Source organism: Halosegnis marinus, from assembly GCF_029338355.1.
GTDB classification, from domain to species: Archaea; Halobacteriota; Halobacteria; order Halobacteriales; family Haloarculaceae; genus Halosegnis; species Halosegnis marinus.
This window is the reverse complement of sequence record NZ_CP119802.1, coordinates 1,776,186-1,794,711: the sequence shown is the minus strand read 5'-3', so window position 1 is coordinate 1,794,711 and position 18,526 is coordinate 1,776,186. Positions and strand designations below refer to the sequence as shown.

Annotated in this window: 19 protein-coding genes; 11 read left to right on the top strand and 8 right to left on the bottom strand. The window is 71.5% G+C overall.

The genetic code is table 11. From position 1 onward, the window contains the following. Window positions 1–183 precede the first annotated feature (183 nt). From P2T37_RS09975 to P2T37_RS09965, 3 genes are read left to right on the top strand one after another with little or no spacing between them, the layout of a single operon-like run. Entirely contained in the window at window positions 184–612 is a 429-nt protein-coding gene (locus P2T37_RS09975) for a universal stress protein (RefSeq protein WP_276233776.1), read from the top strand. Next, complete coding sequence (locus tag P2T37_RS09970; RefSeq protein WP_276233775.1) at window positions 609–2,789, top strand: heavy metal translocating P-type ATPase; 2,181 nt, start codon at window positions 609–611, stop codon at window positions 2,787–2,789. The genes P2T37_RS09975 and P2T37_RS09970 overlap by 4 nt, the downstream gene beginning before the upstream one ends. A gap of 52 nt (window positions 2,790–2,841) precedes the next feature. Further along, entirely contained in the window at window positions 2,842–4,167 is a 1,326-nt protein-coding gene (locus P2T37_RS09965) for a D-aminoacyl-tRNA deacylase (RefSeq protein ID WP_276233774.1), read from the top strand. On the opposite strand, the gene P2T37_RS09960 is transcribed toward P2T37_RS09965, so the two are convergent. Then, window positions 4,164–4,781 (bottom strand): class I SAM-dependent methyltransferase, encoded by a 618-nt coding sequence (locus tag P2T37_RS09960; RefSeq protein ID WP_276233773.1) that lies wholly within the window; start codon window positions 4,779–4,781, stop codon window positions 4,164–4,166. The genes P2T37_RS09965 and P2T37_RS09960 overlap by 4 nt on opposite strands. Before the next feature lie 101 nt (window positions 4,782–4,882). Between P2T37_RS09960 and P2T37_RS09955 the strand changes: the two genes are divergently transcribed. Beyond that, the gene (locus P2T37_RS09955) at window positions 4,883–6,202 is read left to right on the top strand and encodes an MFS transporter (RefSeq protein WP_382211844.1); all 1,320 of its coding nucleotides are present in this window, start codon (window positions 4,883–4,885) and stop codon (window positions 6,200–6,202) included. Window positions 6,203–6,354: 152 nt separating this feature from the next. Here the strand turns inward: P2T37_RS09955 and P2T37_RS09950 are convergent, their stop codons facing one another. The 4 genes from P2T37_RS09950 to P2T37_RS09935 all read right to left on the bottom strand — a co-directional run bounded on the left by P2T37_RS09950 (window position 6,355) and on the right by P2T37_RS09935 (window position 8,551). Continuing rightward, complete coding sequence (locus P2T37_RS09950) at window positions 6,355–6,846, bottom strand: four-helix bundle copper-binding protein (protein ID WP_276233771.1); 492 nt, start codon at window positions 6,844–6,846, stop codon at window positions 6,355–6,357. Between the two features lie 70 nt (window positions 6,847–6,916). Beyond that, complete coding sequence (locus tag P2T37_RS09945) at window positions 6,917–7,381, bottom strand: hypothetical protein (RefSeq protein WP_276233770.1); 465 nt, start codon at window positions 7,379–7,381, stop codon at window positions 6,917–6,919. Between the two features lie 332 nt (window positions 7,382–7,713). Then, complete coding sequence (locus tag P2T37_RS09940) at window positions 7,714–8,058, bottom strand: HalOD1 output domain-containing protein (RefSeq protein WP_276233769.1); 345 nt, start codon at window positions 8,056–8,058, stop codon at window positions 7,714–7,716. A 205-nt stretch (window positions 8,059–8,263) separates the two neighbouring features. After that, window positions 8,264–8,551 (bottom strand): hypothetical protein, encoded by a 288-nt coding sequence (locus P2T37_RS09935; RefSeq protein WP_276233768.1) that lies wholly within the window; start codon window positions 8,549–8,551, stop codon window positions 8,264–8,266. A gap of 256 nt (window positions 8,552–8,807) precedes the next feature. Here P2T37_RS09935 and ftsZ point away from each other — a divergent pair, with 256 nt between their 5' ends. The 5 genes from ftsZ to P2T37_RS09910 all read left to right on the top strand — a co-directional run bounded on the left by ftsZ (window position 8,808) and on the right by P2T37_RS09910 (window position 15,083). Further along, on the top strand, window positions 8,808–9,995 hold the full coding sequence (gene ftsZ / locus P2T37_RS09930) for a cell division protein FtsZ (RefSeq protein WP_276233767.1): 1,188 nt from the start codon (window positions 8,808–8,810) through the stop codon (window positions 9,993–9,995). A gap of 170 nt (window positions 9,996–10,165) precedes the next feature. Then, window positions 10,166–13,147, top strand: coding sequence for a right-handed parallel beta-helix repeat-containing protein (locus P2T37_RS09925; RefSeq protein WP_276233766.1), 2,982 nt, complete (start codon window positions 10,166–10,168; stop codon window positions 13,145–13,147). Window positions 13,148–13,189: 42 nt separating this feature from the next. Next, entirely contained in the window at window positions 13,190–13,366 is a 177-nt protein-coding gene (locus P2T37_RS09920) for a protein translocase SEC61 complex subunit gamma (protein ID WP_276233765.1), read from the top strand. Continuing rightward, window positions 13,366–13,803: a transcription elongation factor Spt5 gene (locus P2T37_RS09915; RefSeq protein WP_276233764.1), complete on the top strand. Its 438-nt coding sequence runs from the start codon at window positions 13,366–13,368 to the stop codon at window positions 13,801–13,803. Before P2T37_RS09920 ends, P2T37_RS09915 begins: the two co-directional genes overlap by 1 nt. Window positions 13,804–13,898: 95 nt before the next feature. Further along, complete coding sequence (locus tag P2T37_RS09910) at window positions 13,899–15,083, top strand: MFS transporter (RefSeq protein ID WP_276233763.1); 1,185 nt, start codon at window positions 13,899–13,901, stop codon at window positions 15,081–15,083. On the opposite strand, the gene P2T37_RS09905 is transcribed toward P2T37_RS09910, so the two are convergent. Continuing rightward, window positions 15,072–15,389, bottom strand: coding sequence for a DUF7565 family protein (locus P2T37_RS09905; protein ID WP_276233762.1), 318 nt, complete (start codon window positions 15,387–15,389; stop codon window positions 15,072–15,074). The genes P2T37_RS09910 and P2T37_RS09905 overlap by 12 nt on opposite strands. Window positions 15,390–15,499: 110 nt before the next feature. On the opposite strand from P2T37_RS09905, the gene P2T37_RS09900 reads away from it, so the two are divergent. After that, window positions 15,500–16,249: a PHP-associated domain-containing protein gene (locus P2T37_RS09900; RefSeq protein ID WP_276233761.1), complete on the top strand. Its 750-nt coding sequence runs from the start codon at window positions 15,500–15,502 to the stop codon at window positions 16,247–16,249. Here the strand turns inward: P2T37_RS09900 and P2T37_RS09895 are convergent. Together P2T37_RS09895 and P2T37_RS09890 are read right to left on the bottom strand one after the other, a co-directional pair. Beyond that, complete coding sequence (locus tag P2T37_RS09895) at window positions 16,243–16,770, bottom strand: metal-dependent hydrolase (protein ID WP_276233760.1); 528 nt, start codon at window positions 16,768–16,770, stop codon at window positions 16,243–16,245. The genes P2T37_RS09900 and P2T37_RS09895 overlap by 7 nt on opposite strands. A gap of 50 nt (window positions 16,771–16,820) precedes the next feature. Further along, window positions 16,821–17,336 carry a CinA family protein gene (locus P2T37_RS09890; RefSeq protein ID WP_276233759.1) on the bottom strand — a complete coding sequence of 172 codons (516 nt, stop codon included), beginning with the start codon at window positions 17,334–17,336 and terminating at the stop codon, window positions 16,821–16,823. 86 nt (window positions 17,337–17,422) lie between these two features. On the opposite strand from P2T37_RS09890, the gene P2T37_RS09885 reads away from it, so the two are divergent. After that, a complete protein-coding gene (locus P2T37_RS09885) occupies window positions 17,423–18,520 on the top strand; it encodes a pyridoxal phosphate-dependent aminotransferase (RefSeq protein ID WP_276233758.1) in 1,098 nt (365 codons plus the stop codon). The last annotated feature ends 6 nt before the right edge of the window (window positions 18,521–18,526 follow it).

Below are 18,526 nucleotides of genomic sequence, written 5' to 3'. Positions count from 1 at the left end.
CGGTGTTCCGGCCGCGAAAGGCGAAGAGAGGGAGCGTCCGAAAGCCGCCCGGAGGAGGCGGGAGCGGCCGGGAACCGGGGCGACGACCGGACTGCCGAGCGGCGCGACCGCGACGGACGCGGTCCCGAAGCGGCCCGGCCCCCCGAGCGGTATTCTCATATGTTCACGTGGCACATCACCGGTATGCCGGACAGCCTTCTCGTTCCCGTCGACGGCTCGCCGCTCGCCCGCCGCGCCGTCCGCTACGCCGTCGAGAACTTCCCGGGGGCGTCCGTCACGACCCTCCACGTCATCGACCCGGTCGATTCGATAGTCGCCGCGGAGGCCGGGGGGCTTCCCGTCGCCGACGGCTGGTACGAGCGGGCACGGGAGCGGGCGGCGGAGATTCACGAGGAGGCGCGGGGTATCGCGGACGAACACGGTGTCGAACTCGCGACGGCGACGACGGTCGGCCGGCCCGCGCGGGCGATACTCGACTACGCCGAGGACCACGACGTCGACCTGATACTGCTGGGGAGCCACGGGCGCGAGGGCATCGAGCGGGCGCTCCTCGGGAGCGTGGCCGAGCGGGTGGTACGGGACGGCCGGCGGCCGGTGACCGTCGTCCGATGAGTTCCGACGCCTCCGCGCGTCCAGAGGAACCGGCGCGTCCGTCGGTGTGTGTCATCCCCGTCGCGCGCCGGGGCGGGCGCGGTGACGCAGGGGCGCGCTCCATCGAGCGGGCGCTCGCGGGGACGCCCGGCGTCCACGACGCGGACGTGTCGTTCCGCACCGGAACCGTCCGCATCAGCTACGACGCGGAGGCCGTCACCGAGGACGCGCTCGAACGGCTGGTACGCGACCACGACGTGCCCGTCACCGACGGCCCGGCGTCGGAGGGGGCGGACGCGGGGACGGGAACGGACCTGCGGCGCGAGGTCGTCTTCACCGCGCTCGCGCTCGTCGGGATGGGTGTCGGCCTCGCGACCGGGTGGCTCGACGGGCCGCGGGCGCTGGCGTGGCTGGGCTACGGCGCGGCGTACGCCTTCGGCGGCTGGTACGGGCTCCGGGGCGCGGTCGAGACGCTGCGGCACCGAGCCGTCGACATCGACCTGCTGATGATCGTCGCCGCGCTCGGCGCGCTCTCCATCGGGGCGCCGTTCGAGGGGGCGATGCTGCTGTTCCTGTTCTCGCTGTCGAACACGCTCCAGCACTACGCCATCGGCCGGTCGCGGCGCGCCATCGAGTCGCTCGTCGAGATGCGCCCGGAGTCCGCGCGAGTGATACGCGACGGGTCGGAGACGGCCGTCCCGATAGACGAGGTGGCGGTCGGCGACGTGTTCGTCGTCCGGCCGGGCGACAGGGTGCCGCTCGACGGCGTCGTCGTGGCCGGCGAGAGCGCGGTGGACCAGGCGTCGCTCACCGGCGAGTCGATGCCGGTCGCGAAGGGGCCCGGCGACGAGGTGTTCGCCGGGACCATCAACGAGGGCGGGAGTCTGGAGATAGAGACCACGCGGCGGGCACACGAGTCGGCCATCACGCGGCTCATCCACATGGTCGAGCGCGCGCAGAGCGAGAAGGCCCCGACCCAGCGGCTCATCGACCGCCTGGAACAGCCGTACGTGCTCGGTGTGTTCGGACTCACGGTCGCGGCCGTCGCCGTCCCGCTGTCGCTCGGCAGCGAGTTCACGGGGGCGTTCTACCGCGCGATGACGCTGATGGTCGCCGCCTCCCCGTGTGCGGTCATCATCTCGACGCCCGCCGCGGTGCTGTCGGCCATCGCCTCGGGCGGCCGGCAGGGCGTCCTGTTCAAGGGCGGCGAACACGTCGAGGCGGCGGCGACCGTCGACGCCGTGGCGTTCGACAAGACGGGGACGCTCACCCGGGGCGACACGGAACTGACCGACGTGCTCGTCCGCGACGGGGCGGAGGGCGAAAGCGACCTGCTCGCGCTCGCCGCCGCCGTCCAGGGCCGCTCCGAACACCACCTCGCGCGGGCGACGGTACGGGCGGCCGAGGACCGGGCGCTCGACGTCCCCGAGGCGCGCGACTTCCGGGCCGTGGCCGGGAAGGGCGTCCGGGCGGCGGTCGGGGACGGCACGGTCCACATCGGGAACCGGAGCTACGTCGAGACGGTCCTCGACGGGACCGTCGAGGGGCTGGACCGCGGGCTGGAGCGGCTGGCCGCGCTCGAATCGGAGGGGAAGACGAGCGTCCTCGTCGTGCGCGAGACGGACGGTACCGCGCGCGTGCTGGGGTGGCTCGCGTACACCGACACCCTGCGGCCCGGGGCCGCCGAGATGGTCGCCGACCTCCGGTCGCTGGGTGTGGAGCGGATACTGATGCTGACCGGCGACAACGAGCGGGTGGCGCGACGCATCGGCGAGGCGGTCGGCATCGACGAGGTGCGGGCGGAACTCCTGCCCGAGGAGAAGGTGGCGACCGTCGAGGAGCTGGCGACGCGGTACGACACCGTCGCGATGGTCGGGGACGGCGTCAACGACGCGCCGGCGCTCGCGACGGCCGACCTCGGCATCGCGATGGGCGGCGCCGGGACGGACGTCGCGCTCGAAACCGCCGACGTCGTGTTGATGGGCGACGACCTGGGCAAGATACCCTACGTGTTGGGGCTGGGGCGGCGGACGCGGCGGACGCTGACGGTCAACCTCGCCGTCGCGTTCGGCGCGATCGCCCTGATGGTGGGGGCGATACTCCTGCGGGGCATCCCGCTTCCGCTCGCCGTCGTCGGGCACGAGGGGTCGACCGTCCTCGTCTCGCTGAACGGGCTCCGGCTGCTGGCCTACCGGTGAGCGCCGCCGCGGGTCGCAGGGGCTTTGCCGGCCCGCCCCCGACCCGGAAGCGATGCTAGCCGTCGTCGTCTCGCGGGCGGACCGGGCGTCCGAACACATCGGCGAGCGACTGCTCGCGCTCGGCGACTGGACCGACCACGAGGACGCCGACAGGGCGGACGCCGCGGGCGGCGGCACCTACTACCGCACCGGGGGCGCGGAGCTACGGACGTTCGACGAACTGCACATCCGCGCCGAGGGGCTGGCGGAGGCGTTCGACGACCCGGACCTGCTGTTCGTCGCGTCGCGCCACTCCGGCGACACCGGGCCGCTGCTCACCGCACACCCGACCGGCAACCCCGGCCCCGCGGAGTTCGGTGGCGAGGCCGAGTCGTTCGCCCGCGCGGCCCCGAACGCGCTCTCGGCCCTGCTCTCCGCGTTCGACGAGCACGCGCCCGAGGGGTACGGCGTCGCGATGGAGTGTACCCACCACGGGCCGACGGACCTCGACGTGCCGTCGCTGTTCGTGGAACTCGGGAGCGACGACGAACAGTGGGACGACCCCGAGGGCGCGTCGGCCGTCGCGCGGGCGATACTCGACTGCCGCGGCGTCGCGCCCGACCGCGAGCGCCAGCTGGTGGGGTTCGGCGGCGGTCACTACGCCCCGCGGTTCGAGCGCGTCGTCCGCGAGACGGACTGGGCCGTCGGCCACGTCCTCGCCGACTGGTCGCTAGAGGACATGGCCCACCCGCGCGAGGCACGCGGTGTCGTCGCCGCCGCCTTCGAGCGCTCCGCGGCCGAGCACGCGCTCGTGGAGGGCGACCGGCCCGTCCTGCGCGAGGTCATCGACGACCTCGGCTACCGCGTCGTCTCCGAGACGTGGGCGCGCGAGACGACGGGCGTCCCGCTCGGGACGGTCGAGGAACTGGAGTCGGCGCTCGCACCCGTGGACGAGGGCCTCCGATTCGGCGACCCCGGGGCGGGGTACGAGGGGGAGTTCGCGACGACCGAACTGCCCGCCGAGTTGGTCGAGGAGGCGGCGAACGTCGATACCGGCGCCGCGCGCGACGCCGTCGCCGGAGTCGCGCTCGCGTTCGAGACGGAGCAGGGCGGGACCCGACCCGTCGGCAGGGTGGCGCTCGCGCCGGGGGCGACTCCCGACGACCTCGTCGCGGCGCTGGCCGACGTGCTGCGCGCGAAGTACGACACGGTCGAGATAGCGGACGGGGCGGTCCTCGCCCGCGAGGAGACCTTCGTCCCGGAGAAGGCCGCGACGCTCGGGGTCGGCGAGGGGCCGGCGTTCGGGAAACTGGCCGCGGGCGAGGCCGTCGAGGTGGACGGCCGGACCATCGAGCCACACGCCGTCCACGAGGAGCGCGAACTGCGCTTTGCCTACTAGGGCGCGCGGAACACGCGAATCGTGTCGCGGGGCGTCGGCTCGCGGATGAGCTGTGCCAGCCCGCGCGCCGAGAACACCTCCTTCCAGTTGCGGTGGAAGAGGGGGAAGTCGTCATCCACGTAGCTGACGGCAGCCTCGGCGCGGCCGCGCTGGGGGCCGTTCCCCTCGTTCTCGGCCGTGATGAGGAGGTCGCCCGTAACCCGGGCTATCTCGTCGAACACCCACTCGTTGTCGGGCGGCACGTGCTGGAGCGTCTCGACGGCGAAGACGACGTCGAAGGCGTCGTCCGGCAGGTCGGGGACGTACTCCTCGATGGCGGCGACGCGGAACTCGCCCGCCTCCGCGAGCCCGGGGTACCGCTCCCGCATCACGTCGAACGAGTCGGGGTTCACGTCGATGCCGGCGAGGTTCCCGTAGCCGTGGTCGCGCAGGTACGCGAGGTGGCGGCCCGACGCACAGCCGAGTTCGAGTATCGCGGCGTCCTCGCCGACGTAGTGGCCGAGCACCTCGGCGAGCGTCTCGCTCACCTCGTTGGGGCCGATGTCGGCGTAGTACGCGGGCGAGTAGTCGCCGGACCGCTCCGCCCAGTCCCGGCGCACCTCGTCGGGGTCCATACCCGACGGACGCGGCCCGCGAGTATAGGCTCCCCGACCGACGCGCTGAAGCGGGCGGCCGGCGGACGGTCGATGTGAGTCTGCTCGACCGGGCGGCGTCGATGCGCGGCGGGAGCGTGCCGGAGACCCCGGCGGGCCGGCGGCGGGCGCTGGCGACCGTCATCGCCGTCGTCTTCATCGACCTGCTCGGCTTCGGCATCGTCATCCCGGTCCTCCCCTTCTACGTGCGGTCGTTCGGCGTCTCGGACGTGTTCATCGGCCTGCTCGCGGCCTCCTACTCGCTGACGCAGTTCCTCGCCGCGCCGTATCTCGGTCGGCTCTCCGACGAGCGGGGCCGCCGCCCCGTCCTGATGCTGTCGCTCGCGGGCGCGGCCGTCGCGTGGGTCGTCTTCGGCTTCGGCGGCGCGGCCGACCGCGCGTTCGGCCCCGTCGCGGCGCTCGCGGTCCTCTTTCTCGCGCGCGGCCTCGCCGGGGCGATGGGCGGGAACATCGCGGCCGCGCAGGCGTACGTCGCGGACGTGACTCCCAGAGAGGACCGCGCCGGCGCCCTGGGTCTCGTGGGCGCGGCGTTCGGCCTCGGCTTCGTGTTCGGGCCGGCGCTGGGCGCGCTGTTCGCCTCCGACCCCGTCGTCGCGGCCGCCGACGGCCTGTTGCCGGCGTTCGTCCCGACCACCGCCTACTCGCTCCCGAGCTTCGCCGCCGCGGCCTTCTCGCTGCTCGCGCTCGCGGCCGCGGCCGTCGCGCTCCCCGAGCCGAACCGGACCCGCGGAACGGCCGGCCCGCCCGGCATCGTCGCCCCGTTCCGCGAGGCGCTCGCGGACGCCGCGCTCCGGCCGCTCGTCGTCGTCTTCCTCGTCGCCTCCGTCGCGTTCTCGGGCGTGCAGGTCGCGTTCATCCCGTTCGTCGCCGACAGCTTCGGCTACGACGAGTCGGGTGCCGGGCTGCTGCTCACCTACATCGGCGTCCTCGGCGTGCTCAATCAGGGCGTCGTCGTCCGGCAGGTGTCCCGACGAGTCGCGGACGCGCGGATGGCCGTCGGCGGGGCCGCGATGCTGGCCGTCGCGCTCGCGGCGCTGCCGTTCGCCGCGCCGCTCGGCGACCTGCTCCCCACGCTCGCGCTGCCGTTCGGTGCCGGGCCGGCGCTCATCGTCCTCCTCCTCGTGCTCGCGCTGCTCTCGACGGGGAACAGCCTGCTCAACGTCGGCATCGCGGCCGTCGTCTCCCGGACGGCGAGCGACGAACAGCAGGGCACCGCGTTCGGCGTCACCCAGGGCGCCGGCTCGCTCGGACGCACCGTCGGCCCGCCGGCGATGACCGCGCTGTACGTCGTCGCGGCGGCGGCGCCGTTCCTGCTCGGCGCGCTGCTGACCGTCGGGACAGTCGGCGTCCTCCTCGGCGTCGCTCGGGGCTCGGACGCCTGACCCCGGGACGCGGCGGCGACCCGGTCGTCGGCTCGGGGACGGACGGCACCGGGGGGCGGAACGTCGGGGAAGAGCGTTCGCATCGAATCGACCGCTCGTCTATCGGGGATAAAACAGCGACGCGAGGCCCGCTCGGGGGCCGGGCGCCGGCCTCAGAACTGCCCGATTCCCTGTCCCGGCTGTATCTGCCCGCCCTGTTCGAACGAAGCGAGCATCTTCCGGGTGGCCCGCGCGGCCCGCGGGAGCACCTCGGCACACTCCTGACAGTGCTTGGTCGGGTGGCGGGCGCACTCCCGCGCGGCCGCCTCGGCCGCGACGACGAACACCTCGGCGAGCTCGGCGCCGAACGCCGAGTCGCGGGCGAGCAGTTCGACGTTGAGCCGAGCGATGTCGGCCACGTCCCGACAGAGCCGGGCGCACTCGGCCATGCCCTGCTCGTCGAGACACCGGTCGGCGCACCACTCGGCGACGTTCGCCGACTCCACGAAGTCGTGGAGCACGACGCGCATCTCCTCGCTGATGGCCTCCTCGAGCGTGATGTCCGGCCCCGGGGCGGGGAACCCCTGTCCCGTCACGGTCCCCTGCTGTTGTTCCATCGGCCCTATCGTCCCGTAACCGCCCGCCTGTTGTCGTGGTTGTGTCATCGTCGGATACCTCGTCCGCGTCCTCGTCGCTCGGTCGCTCGCGCGTCGCCGTCGCTCGGTCGGGCGTCGGTCACCGTCGTCCCCGGCCCGTCCCGGGCTGCTCCTGCGCGAACGGCTGTTCGATGCCCTGAAGTTGCTGCCCGCCCGCCTCCGACGGACGCCCGTACTCGGTGGGGGAGTACTGTCCGGACGGGGCCTGCTGCGGGAGCTGTTGTGCCTGCTGCGGTGGCTGGACCTGCTGGCTCTGTTGGGCCGGCGGTATCTGTTGGCCCTGTTGCGGGAGCTGTTGTGCCTGCTGGGCCGGCTGGACCTGCTGGCTCTGTCGGGCCGGCTGTGACGGCTGGAACTGCTCGCCCTGCCGAGGCTGTCGGAGCTGTTCCGGCTGTCCCGCGGCGGCCTCCTGTCGGAACGCTCCCTGTGTCTGCGGGGACTGTTGGCCGTACTGTATCGACTGGCTATCCCCGACGCGCGGCTCGTACGGGTTCGTGGACACCTGTCCGTACGCGGGCTGTCCGGCCCCGCCGGCGGTGGTCACGACGGACTGCTGTCCGTACGTCGTCTCCGGGGCCCGTCCGATCCGCTGTCGGTGTGGTCTGGCGCTGTATCGTCTCATGGGTACACGTGGCGGTCGTCGCGACCGCCCGACTGACCGGTCCCCGCACGGCCGCATTGTAATATCCGACCTACCGCTCGGGCGAGCGAGTACGGCCGCCTTTCGGCCCGTGGGCGGTCACGTCGCGTCGGCCGGATTCGACAGGAAGGGGAAGGGAGGGCTTACCGCGGGACTGCGAGCCGGTCAGGACGGACGGAGGCGGGGAGGAGCCGGAACGAAACGGCGTCGTACCGCCGACATCGACGGACCGACGCTCAGGGCCGGACCGGCCCGCTGGCCGTCGGCCCGCCGGGCGGCGTGATGACGATCTCGCCCGTACTGTACACCGTCACCCGGTAGTCGTCGACGACGAACGCGGCGTGGCCGAGCGAGGGGGTTTCGGTCTCGTGCGAGGGGGAGAACAGTCGGTCGAGCGCGTCGGGGTCGATGGTGTCGAAGAGAACGAAGCCGGCCTCCGTGACGTCCTGTTCCATGGCGTCGGCGAGCGCGTGGGTCACCGCCGTGCTGAGTTTGGCCGTCCCGTCCGGGTCGTGGTACGCGCGGTAGTCGGTCGTGGGGGGACACGGGCCGGGAGTCGACCCGTTTCTGCTGTCGTCCATTCGGCCCGACGTATGGAATACGCCGTTGAAAGCTTTCCCCTACGTTAAGTCGCTCTTACCTGTCTCGGCACGGAGAAGACCTGAGACGCACGATTCGGGCGACGGAAGGAGGCCGAAACCGCGGGCGGGCCGTTCCCGACAGCGGCCCGAGCGGAACGCACGGCCGCCCGTCCGGCCGCCGGCGGCGCCCCCCGGAAGCCGGGGCTTACTCGTCGCTCCCCTCGTCGTCCTCGGGGCGGACGAGCACGAGCGCCTCCCACGCGTCGAGCTGTGGGTTGTAGACGCTCTCGAGGACGTAGTCGTTCTCGCCCAGCGGGAGCTGTTCGTTCGGGTAGTTCATCGAGACGCGACGGAGCGTCGGCGTCGAGACGCTCATCTCCGCGACCGGCATCGGCTCCCCGGTTCCCGCCGCCTGCTGTTCCGGGGCCTGTGTGAACGAGCCCTGTGTCGGCTGTCGGCCGGTCGCTCGTCCGTGTGGGTTGTTCGGGTCCATTCCGCCTCCGGGTTGGCCGCCGGCCTACAATAGTATACACGGGCAACGCGGCGGATACGTCGCCTTACCGCGTGCCGGCGCCCCGACCGACCGTGCTCGCGACCGGCGCCGAACGTGACGTTTCGTATCGTCGTTATCGCTTTATCGCCCGGCGCGCCCGAACGGCGGTTCGGCCCGAAATCGGCCGTCGTGGCGTCCGACGGGCGTACGACGCGAGGGAAAGATACAATACACGCATGGCGCAAACCAATTGCAAATGGACTCGATTATCGACGACGCCATCGACGAGGCCGAGGAGGAGCGGGAGGAGCAGCCGGCTCCCGCCGACGCGGCCGACACGTCGCCGAACACCTCGGGGACGATGACGGACGAGGAGCTGGCGAGCGTCGTCAAGGACCTGGAGACGAAGATCACCGTCGTGGGCTGTGGCGGGGCCGGCGGCAACACCGTGACCCGGATGGCACAGGAGGGTATCCACGGGGCGAAACTCGTCGCGGCGAACACCGACGCCCAGCACCTCGCCGGCGAGGTCGAGGCCGACACCAAGATACTCATCGGCCGACAGCGCACCGGCGGCCGCGGCGCCGGCTCCGTCCCGAAGATCGGCGAGGAGGCCGCCCAGGAGAACATCGAGGACATCCAGGCGTCCATCGACGACTCCGACATGGTGTTCATCACCGCCGGCCTCGGCGGCGGCACCGGCACCGGCTCCGCGCCCGTCGTCGCACAGGCCGCCCAGGAGCAGGACGCGCTCACCATCGCTATCGTCACCATCCCGTTCACGGCGGAGGGCGAGCGCCGCCGCGCAAACGCCGACGCGGGGCTCGAACGGCTGCGCGCCGTCGCGGACACGGTCATCGTCATCCCGAACGACCGGCTGCTCGACTACGCGCCGAACCTCCCGCTGCAGGACGCGTTCAAGATCTGTGACCGCGTGCTGATGCGGTCGGTGAAGGGGATGACCGAACTCATCACCAAGCCCGGCCTCGTCAACGTCGACTTCGCCGACGTGAAGACCATCATGGAGAACGGCGGCGTCGCCATGATCGGGCTCGGCGAGTCCGACTCCGAGAACAAGGCACAGGACTCGATACGCTCGGCGCTCCGCTCGCCGCTGCTCGACGTGGAGTTCGACGGCGCGAACTCCGCCCTCGTCAACGTCGTCGGCGGCGCGGACATGTCCATCGAGGAGGCGGAGGGCGTCGTCGAGGAGATTTACGACCGAATCGACCCCGACGCGCGCATCATCTGGGGCGCCTCGGTGAACCCCGACTTCGACGGGAAGATGGAGACGATGATCGTCGTCACCGGCGTCGAGTCGCCGCAGATATACGGCAAGAGCGAGGCCGAGCGCGAGAAGGCCGTCCAGCGCGGCTCGATGGGGTCGTCGCGCTCGGCGGGCGACCGCTCCGCCTCCGAGGACGAGACCGAGTTCATCCAGTAGCCGCGGTCCCCCTTTTCCGCCGAAATTGCCGGTAGGAAGCCCCTACCGCGCCAGTTCGTGTTTTTCAGTCGAACCATACCTAACCCCCGAACCGGAGTCCCGACAGGGGAGACAATGAACATTCGACTTCGCGGGGGTATCGTATCGACGGGCGAACGAACGGGGGCGCGATGAACGGGCGAGGGTATCTGGCCGTCGTCGTCACCGCACTGGTCGTGCTCTCCGGGGCGACACCGTTCGCCCTCGTGGGCACGGCGAGCGCGGCGACGCTGACCGTCGACGACAGCGGCGGCGCGGACTACACGACGATTCAGGCGGCCGTGAACGCCGCCAGCGACGGCGACACGATTCTGGTCGCGCCGGGCACCTACGCGGGCGACATCACCATCGACAAGCGGCTCACGCTGCGCGGCGACACGGGCGACTCCTCGTTCGGCCCCGGCGCGAACGCGCCGCTCGTGGACTCGAACGCGGGGAGCATCGACGAGGGGTTCGTCCTGACCGCCGCCGCGAGCGGCACCGTCATCGAGGGCTTCGTCCTCAACGATTTCGGCGACGAGGGCATCAAGTTCGACGTCGCGAGCGGTGCGACGCTCTCGAACGTCGTCATCCGCGACAACCGCATCGGCGGCGACGACGACGGCATCGGGCAGGGGGTCGACGGAAGCCTCGCGAACATCGAAATCACGAACAACCACTTCGTCTCGGAGTACGGTATCTACCTCAGCGTCGACGGCGACGTGACCGACCTCTCCATCACGAACAACCGGTTCGACGACGGGAGCGGCGGCCTCGCCGGCGACGAGAGCGTCTACTTCAGCATCGACGGGACGGTCGCGAACATCGACGTGTCGAACAACGTCATGCTGACGGAGTACTACGGCGTGTACGCGTACTTCTACAACGCGACGAGCGACGTGACGGTCACGAACAACGACGTCACCGCCGACTACGAGGGTATCTACATCGACATCGAGCCCTACGACGACGGCGACGCGGTCTCCGGCGTGACCGTCTCGAACAACGACGTCACGTCGGACGACTACGGCATCTACCTCGACATCGAGGTCTACGACGCCGACGTGACCGGCGTCACTGTCTCGAACAACGACGTGGACAGCTACTACGAGGCCGTCTACGTGGACATCAGCGCCGACAACGGCGACGTCGTCGACGTCTCGGTCGACGGTAACACCCTCGCGAGCGACAGCGACGAGGGGCTCTACCTGTACTTCGACCTCGACGACGACGCGAGTCTCGACGGCGCTACGGCCGACGGCAACACCGTGACGACGGCCGACGACGCGGGTATCTACGTCGAGCTGTACGGCGACTCCTCGACCACGACCGTGAGCGGTCTCAGTGTCAGCGACAACACCGTCTCGAACACCGGGGACCAGGGTATCTACGTCGAGATATACCGCGTGAACACGACGGACACGATACAGGTGCGCGACAACGCCGTCGCGAACGCGGGCGACGAGGGCATCGAGTTCTACGTCGGCCGGCTCGTGTCGTCGCAGCAGTCGGTATCGGCCATCGTCGCCGGCAACGTCGTCGACGGCAGCAACGGCGACGGCCTCGCCGTCGATACGACCCAGGGCGACGACCTCACGCTCGACGTGACGGGCAACGCATTCACCGACAACGCGAACTACGGTATCGACCTCGACTACACCACCTCGGTGGAGTCGGTGACGATATCCGGCAACAACATCGCGGGCAACGTCGCCGGCGGCGTCCGTAACGCCAACGGCTCGGCGTACGTCGACGCGCGGAACAACTGGTGGGGCAACGCGTCCGGGCCCTCCAGCGCCTCGTTGCTCGACCCCGAGAGCGGCACGGCCGCCAACGGGACCGGCGACGCGGTGGTCGGGACCCTCGGCGGCGGACAGGTGTTCGCCGGCTACAGCGCCGCGACCATCGTCTCCGGCGAGTCGAGCGTCCGGTTCGACCCGTTCGCGACGACGCCGTTCGACATCGGCACCTCGGTGCCGGCCGCCGCCCGGGGCGGCGCGCAGTTCGTCGTGACGAACCTCGTGGTCTCGCCCGACGCGCCGACCGACGGCGACGAGGTGACGCTGACCGCGACGGTCACGAACGTCGGCGACGGTAGCGGCGAGTTCCGCGGCGGCTTCGTCGCCGACTTCCGACTCGTCGAGAACGTCCAAGTGACGCTCGCGCCCGACGAGTCGCGGAACGTCTCCGCGACCCTCGTCGTCGAGCGCGGGTCGTACTACGTCACCATCGGGTCGCTGACGGAGCGGTTCGTGGTCGGACCCCGCCCCGCGACGACGGTCTCCACCGAGGTCGTCGGCGACGGGACGGTGAACATCGAGGTACGCGAGCCGCGCGCCGGCTCGCAAACCGACGTGCTTGTCCCGTTCGTCGAGGCGGCGAACGAGACGGGCGTCGCCCTCGACGTCCTCGGTGTGACCGCCGGCGACGACGACTACGACCTCCGGCTCCGGCAGGCGGGCGACCTCGACACGCTGCTCGCCGACCCCGAAGCGCCGAAGGACGCTGACAGCGACGCCGACGGGCTCGACGACGGTATCGAGGTCGACGCCCGACTCGCCCTGCCGAGCGGGGCCGTCGCGGGCGCGCTGTTCGCGCTCGACGGCGACGACGTGGACGGGGTGACCGTCGAGTTCACCTTCGACACGGCGCGGTACCCGGCGCTCGCCGAGGCGGACCGCGACCTCGCGTCGTCGGTCGTGCTGTACCGCTACGACCCCGACGCGGAGACGTTCGAACAGGTGGCGGTGACGCTCGTCTCGGCCACCAACGAGACGGTTACCGTGAGCGCCGAGGCCCCCGGACTGGGCATCTACGCGCTCGGCGTCGACGCCTCGCGGCTCGAAACGACGGTCTCCGTGGTCGGCAACCCCGCTCCCGTGGGCGGGACCGTCACGCTCGCCGTGAACGTCACGAACGTCGGCAGCGGCGCGGGCGTGTACGCCCCGGTCGTCGTCGTCGGCGCCGACGAGGTTCCGGTCGAACCCGTCGTCGTGGGCGTGAACGAGACGGTCGAGGTGCGCGTCGACCTGCCCGTCACCCGCCCGGGGTTCACGATGATAACCCTCGACGGGACGGTCGTGGGCCTCCGCGTGGGCGTCGAGGACCGTGCGGCGCTCGCGCGGGCGTACTGACGGACCAACAGGTATAGAAAGGCCGACCGGGAAAAGGTCCGCATGGACGTTCCCTACGACCTCACCAGCTACGTGCGGGTGCTGAAGCTCGCCAGCACGCCCTCGTGGGAGGAGTTCTCCCGCGTGGCCCTCATCGCGGGGGCCGGCGTCGTCCTGGTCGGGCTGCTCGGCTTCCTCATCTTCGTCGTCATGAACTTCCTGCCGGGGGCTGGTGCGTAATGCCCATCTTCGCCGTGAAGACGACCGCCTCCCAGGAGCGGACGGTCGCGGACATGATCATGGACAAGGAGGAGCCGTCGATTCACGCCGCGCTCGCTCCCGACAGCCTCACGTCCTACGTGATGGTGGAGGCGGACGACGAGGCGGTCTTCGAGCGCATCCTCGACGAGATACCCCACTCCCGGGGCGTCGTCCCCGGGATGTCGGACATCTCCGAGGTGGAGCACTTCCTCTCGCCGAAGCCGGACGTGGAGGGCATCGCGGAGGGCGACATCGTGGAGCTCATCGCCGGGCCGTTCAAGGGCGAGAAGGCGCAGGTCCAGCGCATCGACGAGGGGAAGGACCAGGTGACGGTCGAACTGTACGAGGCGACCGTTCCCATCCCCGTGACCGTGCGCGGCGACCAGATCCGCGTGCTGGACTCCGAGGAGCGGTAGCGGCCGCGTTTCTCCGGTCGCTCGGCGACGGAGCGACTCCCGAGTAGGTCGCCCCGACCGCCGCGCTCTTTGCGGACCCGCGCCCGCCGTCGAGTATGAACCGCCGCCGCGCGCTCGCGCTGGTCGTCGTCGCGGCGCTCACCTACACCGGCCTCACCTTCTGTTGGTTCACCCTCCCCGCCTACCTGCCGACCATCCGGACCGAGCTCGGGCTGTCGGGCACCGAGGCCGGCCTCGTCGCCGGGGCCGTCCCGCTGACGTACGTCCCGCTGTCGATACTCTCGGGGCTGGCCGTGGACCGCGTGGGCGCGGGCCGGAGCCTCGCCGTCGGCCTCGCGCTGGTCGGCGTCGCGCAGGTCGCCCGCGCGTTCGCGCCCGGCTTCCCCACCCTGCTCGGGGCCACGGTGCTGCTCGGCGTCGGCGGGACGGCCATCACGTTCGGCCTGCCGAAGCTCGTCTCGACGCTGTTCCCCGCCGACGAGGCCGGGCTCCCGTCGTCCCTCTATCTGCTCGGCGCGTCGGCGGGGACGGCGAGCGCGTACGCGCTCGGGCGCCCCGTCCTCGGCCCGATGCTCGGCGGCTGGCGCGCGCTGTTCCTCTGGAGCGGCGTCGCCGCGCTCGCCTACGCCCTCGCGTGGGCGCTCGTCGCCCGCGGCGCGGTCCCGACGGCGGAGACGGACGGCCGCTTCGACCGCGACTCGCTGGGCCGGGACCTCCGGGCCGTCTTCGCCTCCCGGCCCCTCCGGTTGGTCGTCGTCCTCGGCGTCGTCTACCTCTCCGTGATCCACGGGCTCCAGGGGTGGCTCCCGACGGTGCTGGAGGCGCGGGGCCTCGGGAGCGACGCGGCCGGGCGGACGACGAGCCTCCTCGTCGCGGCGAACGCGGCGGGCGTGCTGGCCGTCCCGGCGCTCGCGGACCGCTACGGGGCGCGTCGGGCGGCCGTCGTCGCCTGCGGCGCGGCGGTGACGCTCGGCGTCTCGGGTATCGTGACGGGCGGCCTCGGCCCGGCGCTGCTCGCGGGCGTCGTGTTCGCGGGGCTGGGTGTCGGCGGGCTCTCGCCGCTCGTGCGGGCGATTCCGCCCGAACTCGACGGCATCGGCTCGCGGCTCACGGGCGTCGCCGTCGGGGTCGTGTTCGCGGGCGGAGAAGTCGGGGGGTTCCTCGGGCCGGTCGTCGTGGGGGCGCTGTACGACGCGACGGGGTCGTACGCGGCGGGGTTGGGGCTGCTCGCGGCCGCGGGCGTCGCGGCCGTCGGCGCTGGACTGCGACTACGCGTGTGAGCCGGTCGGCTCCTCGTCGCCGCCGCCGTTGATGCGGGCGACGACCTCGTCGAGGTCGGCCTCGTTCTCGATGGCGTCGAGGACGGACTCGCGTTTCCGGATGTCGTCGGCGTCGGCGTCGTACGCGCGGACGTACTCGGCGCGTGAGTGTTCGTCGAACGCGTGGCGGATGGCGAAGTAGCCGTCCGGGAGGACGGTGCCGCAGACGCCACACTGGAGGCGCTCGTGTTCGGTCGCCTGGTGGACGAGCAGGTCCTCGGCCCGCTCGGCCTCCGCCCCGCAGCCCTCGATAGCACACGACCACATGAGCGGGGCGAGGCGTTCGGGGGGTAAAGAGGTTCGGGACGCCACGCAGGGGCCGTATCGCCCCCATCCGGGAGCGGAACCGATATACTGCGACCGCCCCCAACCCCGGTGTGTTCCGCGTCGACCCCCACGTGAAGGTGCTCGACGAGCGCGTCGCCGAGCGGGCCAAGCGGCGCGGCCTCGACGCGCTGGTCTACGCCCCGCACTTCCGGCGGCTGGACGAGATACGGGCGCGCGCGCGCCGGTTCTCCGACGAGGACCTCGTCGTCGTCCCCGGCCGCGAGGTGTTCACGGGGTCGTGGCGCGACCGCAAACACGTCCTGATGGTCGGACTCTCCGACCCGATACCCGACTTCGTCACGCTGGACGGCGCGATGGCCGAACTCCGCCGCCAGGACGGGGTCGGACTCGTGCCGCACCCGGAGTTCGCCACGGTGTCGCTCGGCCCCGAGGAGATACGCGAGTACCGCGACGCGCTCCACGCCGTCGAGGTGTACAATCCGAAACACCGCGCGCGCCACAACGACCGCGCCCGCGAGGTGGCCCGGGAGACGGGGCTGCCGGCGTTCGGGTCGTCGTACGCCCACCTGCGCTCCACCGTGGGCGAGGTGTGGACGGAGTTCGACGCTCCCCTGCGCTGCCGCGAGGACGTTGTCGAGGCGTTCCGCGAGGGCGCGCCCCGGCGGGTGTTCCACCGCGACGGCCCGGTCCATACGCTCCGGCGACACGTCGAGTTCGCCCACCTCGGGTACGAGAACACGTGGAAGAAGGCCGACCGGCTGTTCCTGTCGGGGACCGAGCCGACCCACCCGTCGAACGTCGCCTACGACGGGCGGTTCGACGACGTCGCGGTTTACTGACCGAACGCCGCCGTCGTGTTCGTCGCGTTGATGGCGGGGTCGAAGGGGAGCGACGAGATTATCGAGTCCAGCGCGCCCGGCGCGACGTGGACGAACGCGGCGATGACCGCGAGTTCGAGCACCGTCACGACGACGGTGACGAGGTTCGCGTACTTCGAGGACGTGGTCACGCCCGTCGGGAAGCCGTACTCCTTGGTCGAGAGCGGGTAGAACAGCGCGATACCCCGCTTCGAGCCGACGATGTCGAGGACGTAGTGGGTGACGACGCCGACCCAGACGTACTGGAGGTTGCCGAAGTAGATGGGGTACGCCAGGAAGATAGCGAGCACCGGGAGGTTGTGGAGGGTCTTGCGGTGTTTGCCGAACGCGGTGTCCACGTCCGGGAACAGCGCCCCGAGCGTGACCGGAACGAGCGTCGCGGCGATGGTGCGGAACGTCTCCACGTCGCCCGCGGGTTCGAGGACGTAGCCGAGACCGATGGCGAGCAGCACTCCGTTGAGGACGTGGCCTTCCTTGTTCATACCCGGCCGACGGACGGAGGGGTTACAAAGGCCCCGGCCCCGGCCGCGCCCTACGCCGACTCCACGGCCGCGAGGAGGTCCGCGAGCGCGCGGCGCGCGATACGCTCCTTCACCTCGGTCCGCGACCCGTCGAACTCGTAGCGCTCGACCCGCGCGAAGGAGTCACCGGTTCCCCACTCCCCCCGGAAGGCGACGCCGACGTACACCGTGCCGACGGGCTTGTCCGGCGTGCCGCCCGAGGGCCCGGCGATACCCGTCGTGGACAGCCCCCACGTCGTGCCGGCCGTATCGCGCGCGCCGCGGGCCATCTGCCGCGCGACTGGCTCGGAGACCGCGCCGTGGTCGTCGAGCGTCTCGCGCGCGACGCCGACGAGTTCCATCTTCGACTCGTAGCTGTACGTCGCGAGCGCCCGGTCGAAGTAGTCGGAGGACCCGGGCACGTCGGTCAACAGCGAGCCGATGAGCCCGCCCGTACAGGACTCGGCGGTCGTGACGGTGGCATCGGCGCGCCGGAGCGCCTCGCCGACGCGCTCCTCGACCGGCGGGTCGTCCGCGAACTCGCGCATGGTCGCAGTTGTGGGCGCGGCGGCTTGAAGCCACGCCACGCGCCCGGGAACACAACACCGAACACGGAGCGCTCGTAGGCGGGGACATGGACGACGACAGGCCGCTCTTCTTCCACGTGATGGCCTACGCCGACGACGCCGACCGCGACGTGGTGGACATGGTGAGCGGCAACCCCGACTGGGAGCCGCCGGCCGCGCTCCGCGACGGCATCCGCGAGTTCGCCGACGCGCCCGTCGCCGACTACCAGTACCCGCCGAGCGAGGGGAACGCGGAGCTCCGCGCGGAACTCGCCGAGCGCCACGACGTGCCGGTCGAGCGCGTCGTCGTGACGAACGGCGCGGGCGAGGCGAACCACCTCGCGATGGCCTGCGGCCTGGAGGCCCACGCCGGGAACGAGGTGATACTCACGGACCCGGTGTACCCCTACTACGCGGGCCGGACGGAACTGCTCGACGCGGAGGCCGTCTACGTGCCCGTCGCCGACGACGGGACGCTCGACCCGGCGGACGTGCGCGCGGCCGCCAGCGACGACACCGCGCTCGTGGTGGCGTGTTCGCCGAACAACCCCACGGGAGCCGTGTACGGCGAGGAAGTCAAGCGGGAACTGACGGCGATAGCCGAGGCGCACGACGCGCTGTTCGTCTCCGACGAGGTGTACGACGAGTTCGACTTCTCGGGCGAGTTCCGCTCGGCGCTCGCCTTCGACTCCGACAACGTCGCCGTCACCAACTCCTTCTCGAAGTCGATGGGGACGACCGGGCTCAGGGTCGGCTACGCGATACTCCCCGAGCACCTCGTGGACCCGGCGCGCACCCGCCACATGCTGACGAACGTGGCCGTCACCGCGCCGGGCCAGCACGCGGCGCTGAAGGCGCTTCGGGAGACGCCCGACTCCTACTACGCGGGGACGCGAGAGATGCTGGAGGAGCGCATCTCGGCGTTCTGTGCGGCGCTGGACGACGCCGGAGCCGACTACATCCAGCCGCGCGGCTCGTTCTACGTGCTGGCGCGGTTCGACGGCTTCCCGGGCACGCTCGACAACACGAAGCGGCTCATCGACGAGGCGGGCGTCGCGGGGATGCCCGGCGAGGCGTTCGGGAGCGCGCGCGAGGAGTGGATGCGCTTCGCGCTCGTCACGCCCCGGGCCGCGGAGGCGGCCGACCGGCTGGCCGAGTACTTCTGAAGCCAC

What these genes read in the sequence shown, in the direction of transcription:
- P2T37_RS09920 (WP_276233765.1), top strand. Translation starts at nt 13,190, where the DNA reads ATGGACGTTCCCTACGACCTCACCAGCTACGTGCGGGTGCTGAAGCTC.
- P2T37_RS09890 (WP_276233759.1), bottom strand. Translation starts at nt 17,336, where the DNA reads ATGCGCGAGTTCGCGGACGACCCGCCGGTCGAGGAGCGCGTCGGCGAG.
- P2T37_RS09925 (WP_276233766.1), top strand. Translation starts at nt 10,166, where the DNA reads ATGAACGGGCGAGGGTATCTGGCCGTCGTCGTCACCGCACTGGTCGTG.
- P2T37_RS09940 (WP_276233769.1), bottom strand. Translation starts at nt 8,058, where the DNA reads ATGGACGACAGCAGAAACGGGTCGACTCCCGGCCCGTGTCCCCCCACG.
- P2T37_RS09895 (WP_276233760.1), bottom strand. Translation starts at nt 16,770, where the DNA reads ATGAACAAGGAAGGCCACGTCCTCAACGGAGTGCTGCTCGCCATCGGT.
- P2T37_RS09955 (WP_382211844.1), top strand. Translation starts at nt 4,883, where the DNA reads ATGCGCGGCGGGAGCGTGCCGGAGACCCCGGCGGGCCGGCGGCGGGCG.
- P2T37_RS09950 (WP_276233771.1), bottom strand. Translation starts at nt 6,846, where the DNA reads ATGACACAACCACGACAACAGGCGGGCGGTTACGGGACGATAGGGCCG.
- P2T37_RS09915 (WP_276233764.1), top strand. Translation starts at nt 13,366, where the DNA reads ATGCCCATCTTCGCCGTGAAGACGACCGCCTCCCAGGAGCGGACGGTC.
- P2T37_RS09975 (WP_276233776.1), top strand. Translation starts at nt 184, where the DNA reads ATGCCGGACAGCCTTCTCGTTCCCGTCGACGGCTCGCCGCTCGCCCGC.
- P2T37_RS09960 (WP_276233773.1), bottom strand. Translation starts at nt 4,781, where the DNA reads ATGGACCCCGACGAGGTGCGCCGGGACTGGGCGGAGCGGTCCGGCGAC.
- P2T37_RS09965 (WP_276233774.1), top strand. Translation starts at nt 2,842, where the DNA reads ATGCTAGCCGTCGTCGTCTCGCGGGCGGACCGGGCGTCCGAACACATC.
- P2T37_RS09885 (WP_276233758.1), top strand. Translation starts at nt 17,423, where the DNA reads ATGGACGACGACAGGCCGCTCTTCTTCCACGTGATGGCCTACGCCGAC.
- ftsZ (WP_276233767.1), top strand. Translation starts at nt 8,808, where the DNA reads ATGGACTCGATTATCGACGACGCCATCGACGAGGCCGAGGAGGAGCGG.
- P2T37_RS09910 (WP_276233763.1), top strand. Translation starts at nt 13,899, where the DNA reads ATGAACCGCCGCCGCGCGCTCGCGCTGGTCGTCGTCGCGGCGCTCACC.
- P2T37_RS09905 (WP_276233762.1), bottom strand. Translation starts at nt 15,389, where the DNA reads ATGTGGTCGTGTGCTATCGAGGGCTGCGGGGCGGAGGCCGAGCGGGCC.
- P2T37_RS09970 (WP_276233775.1), top strand. Translation starts at nt 609, where the DNA reads ATGAGTTCCGACGCCTCCGCGCGTCCAGAGGAACCGGCGCGTCCGTCG.
- P2T37_RS09935 (WP_276233768.1), bottom strand. Translation starts at nt 8,551, where the DNA reads ATGGACCCGAACAACCCACACGGACGAGCGACCGGCCGACAGCCGACA.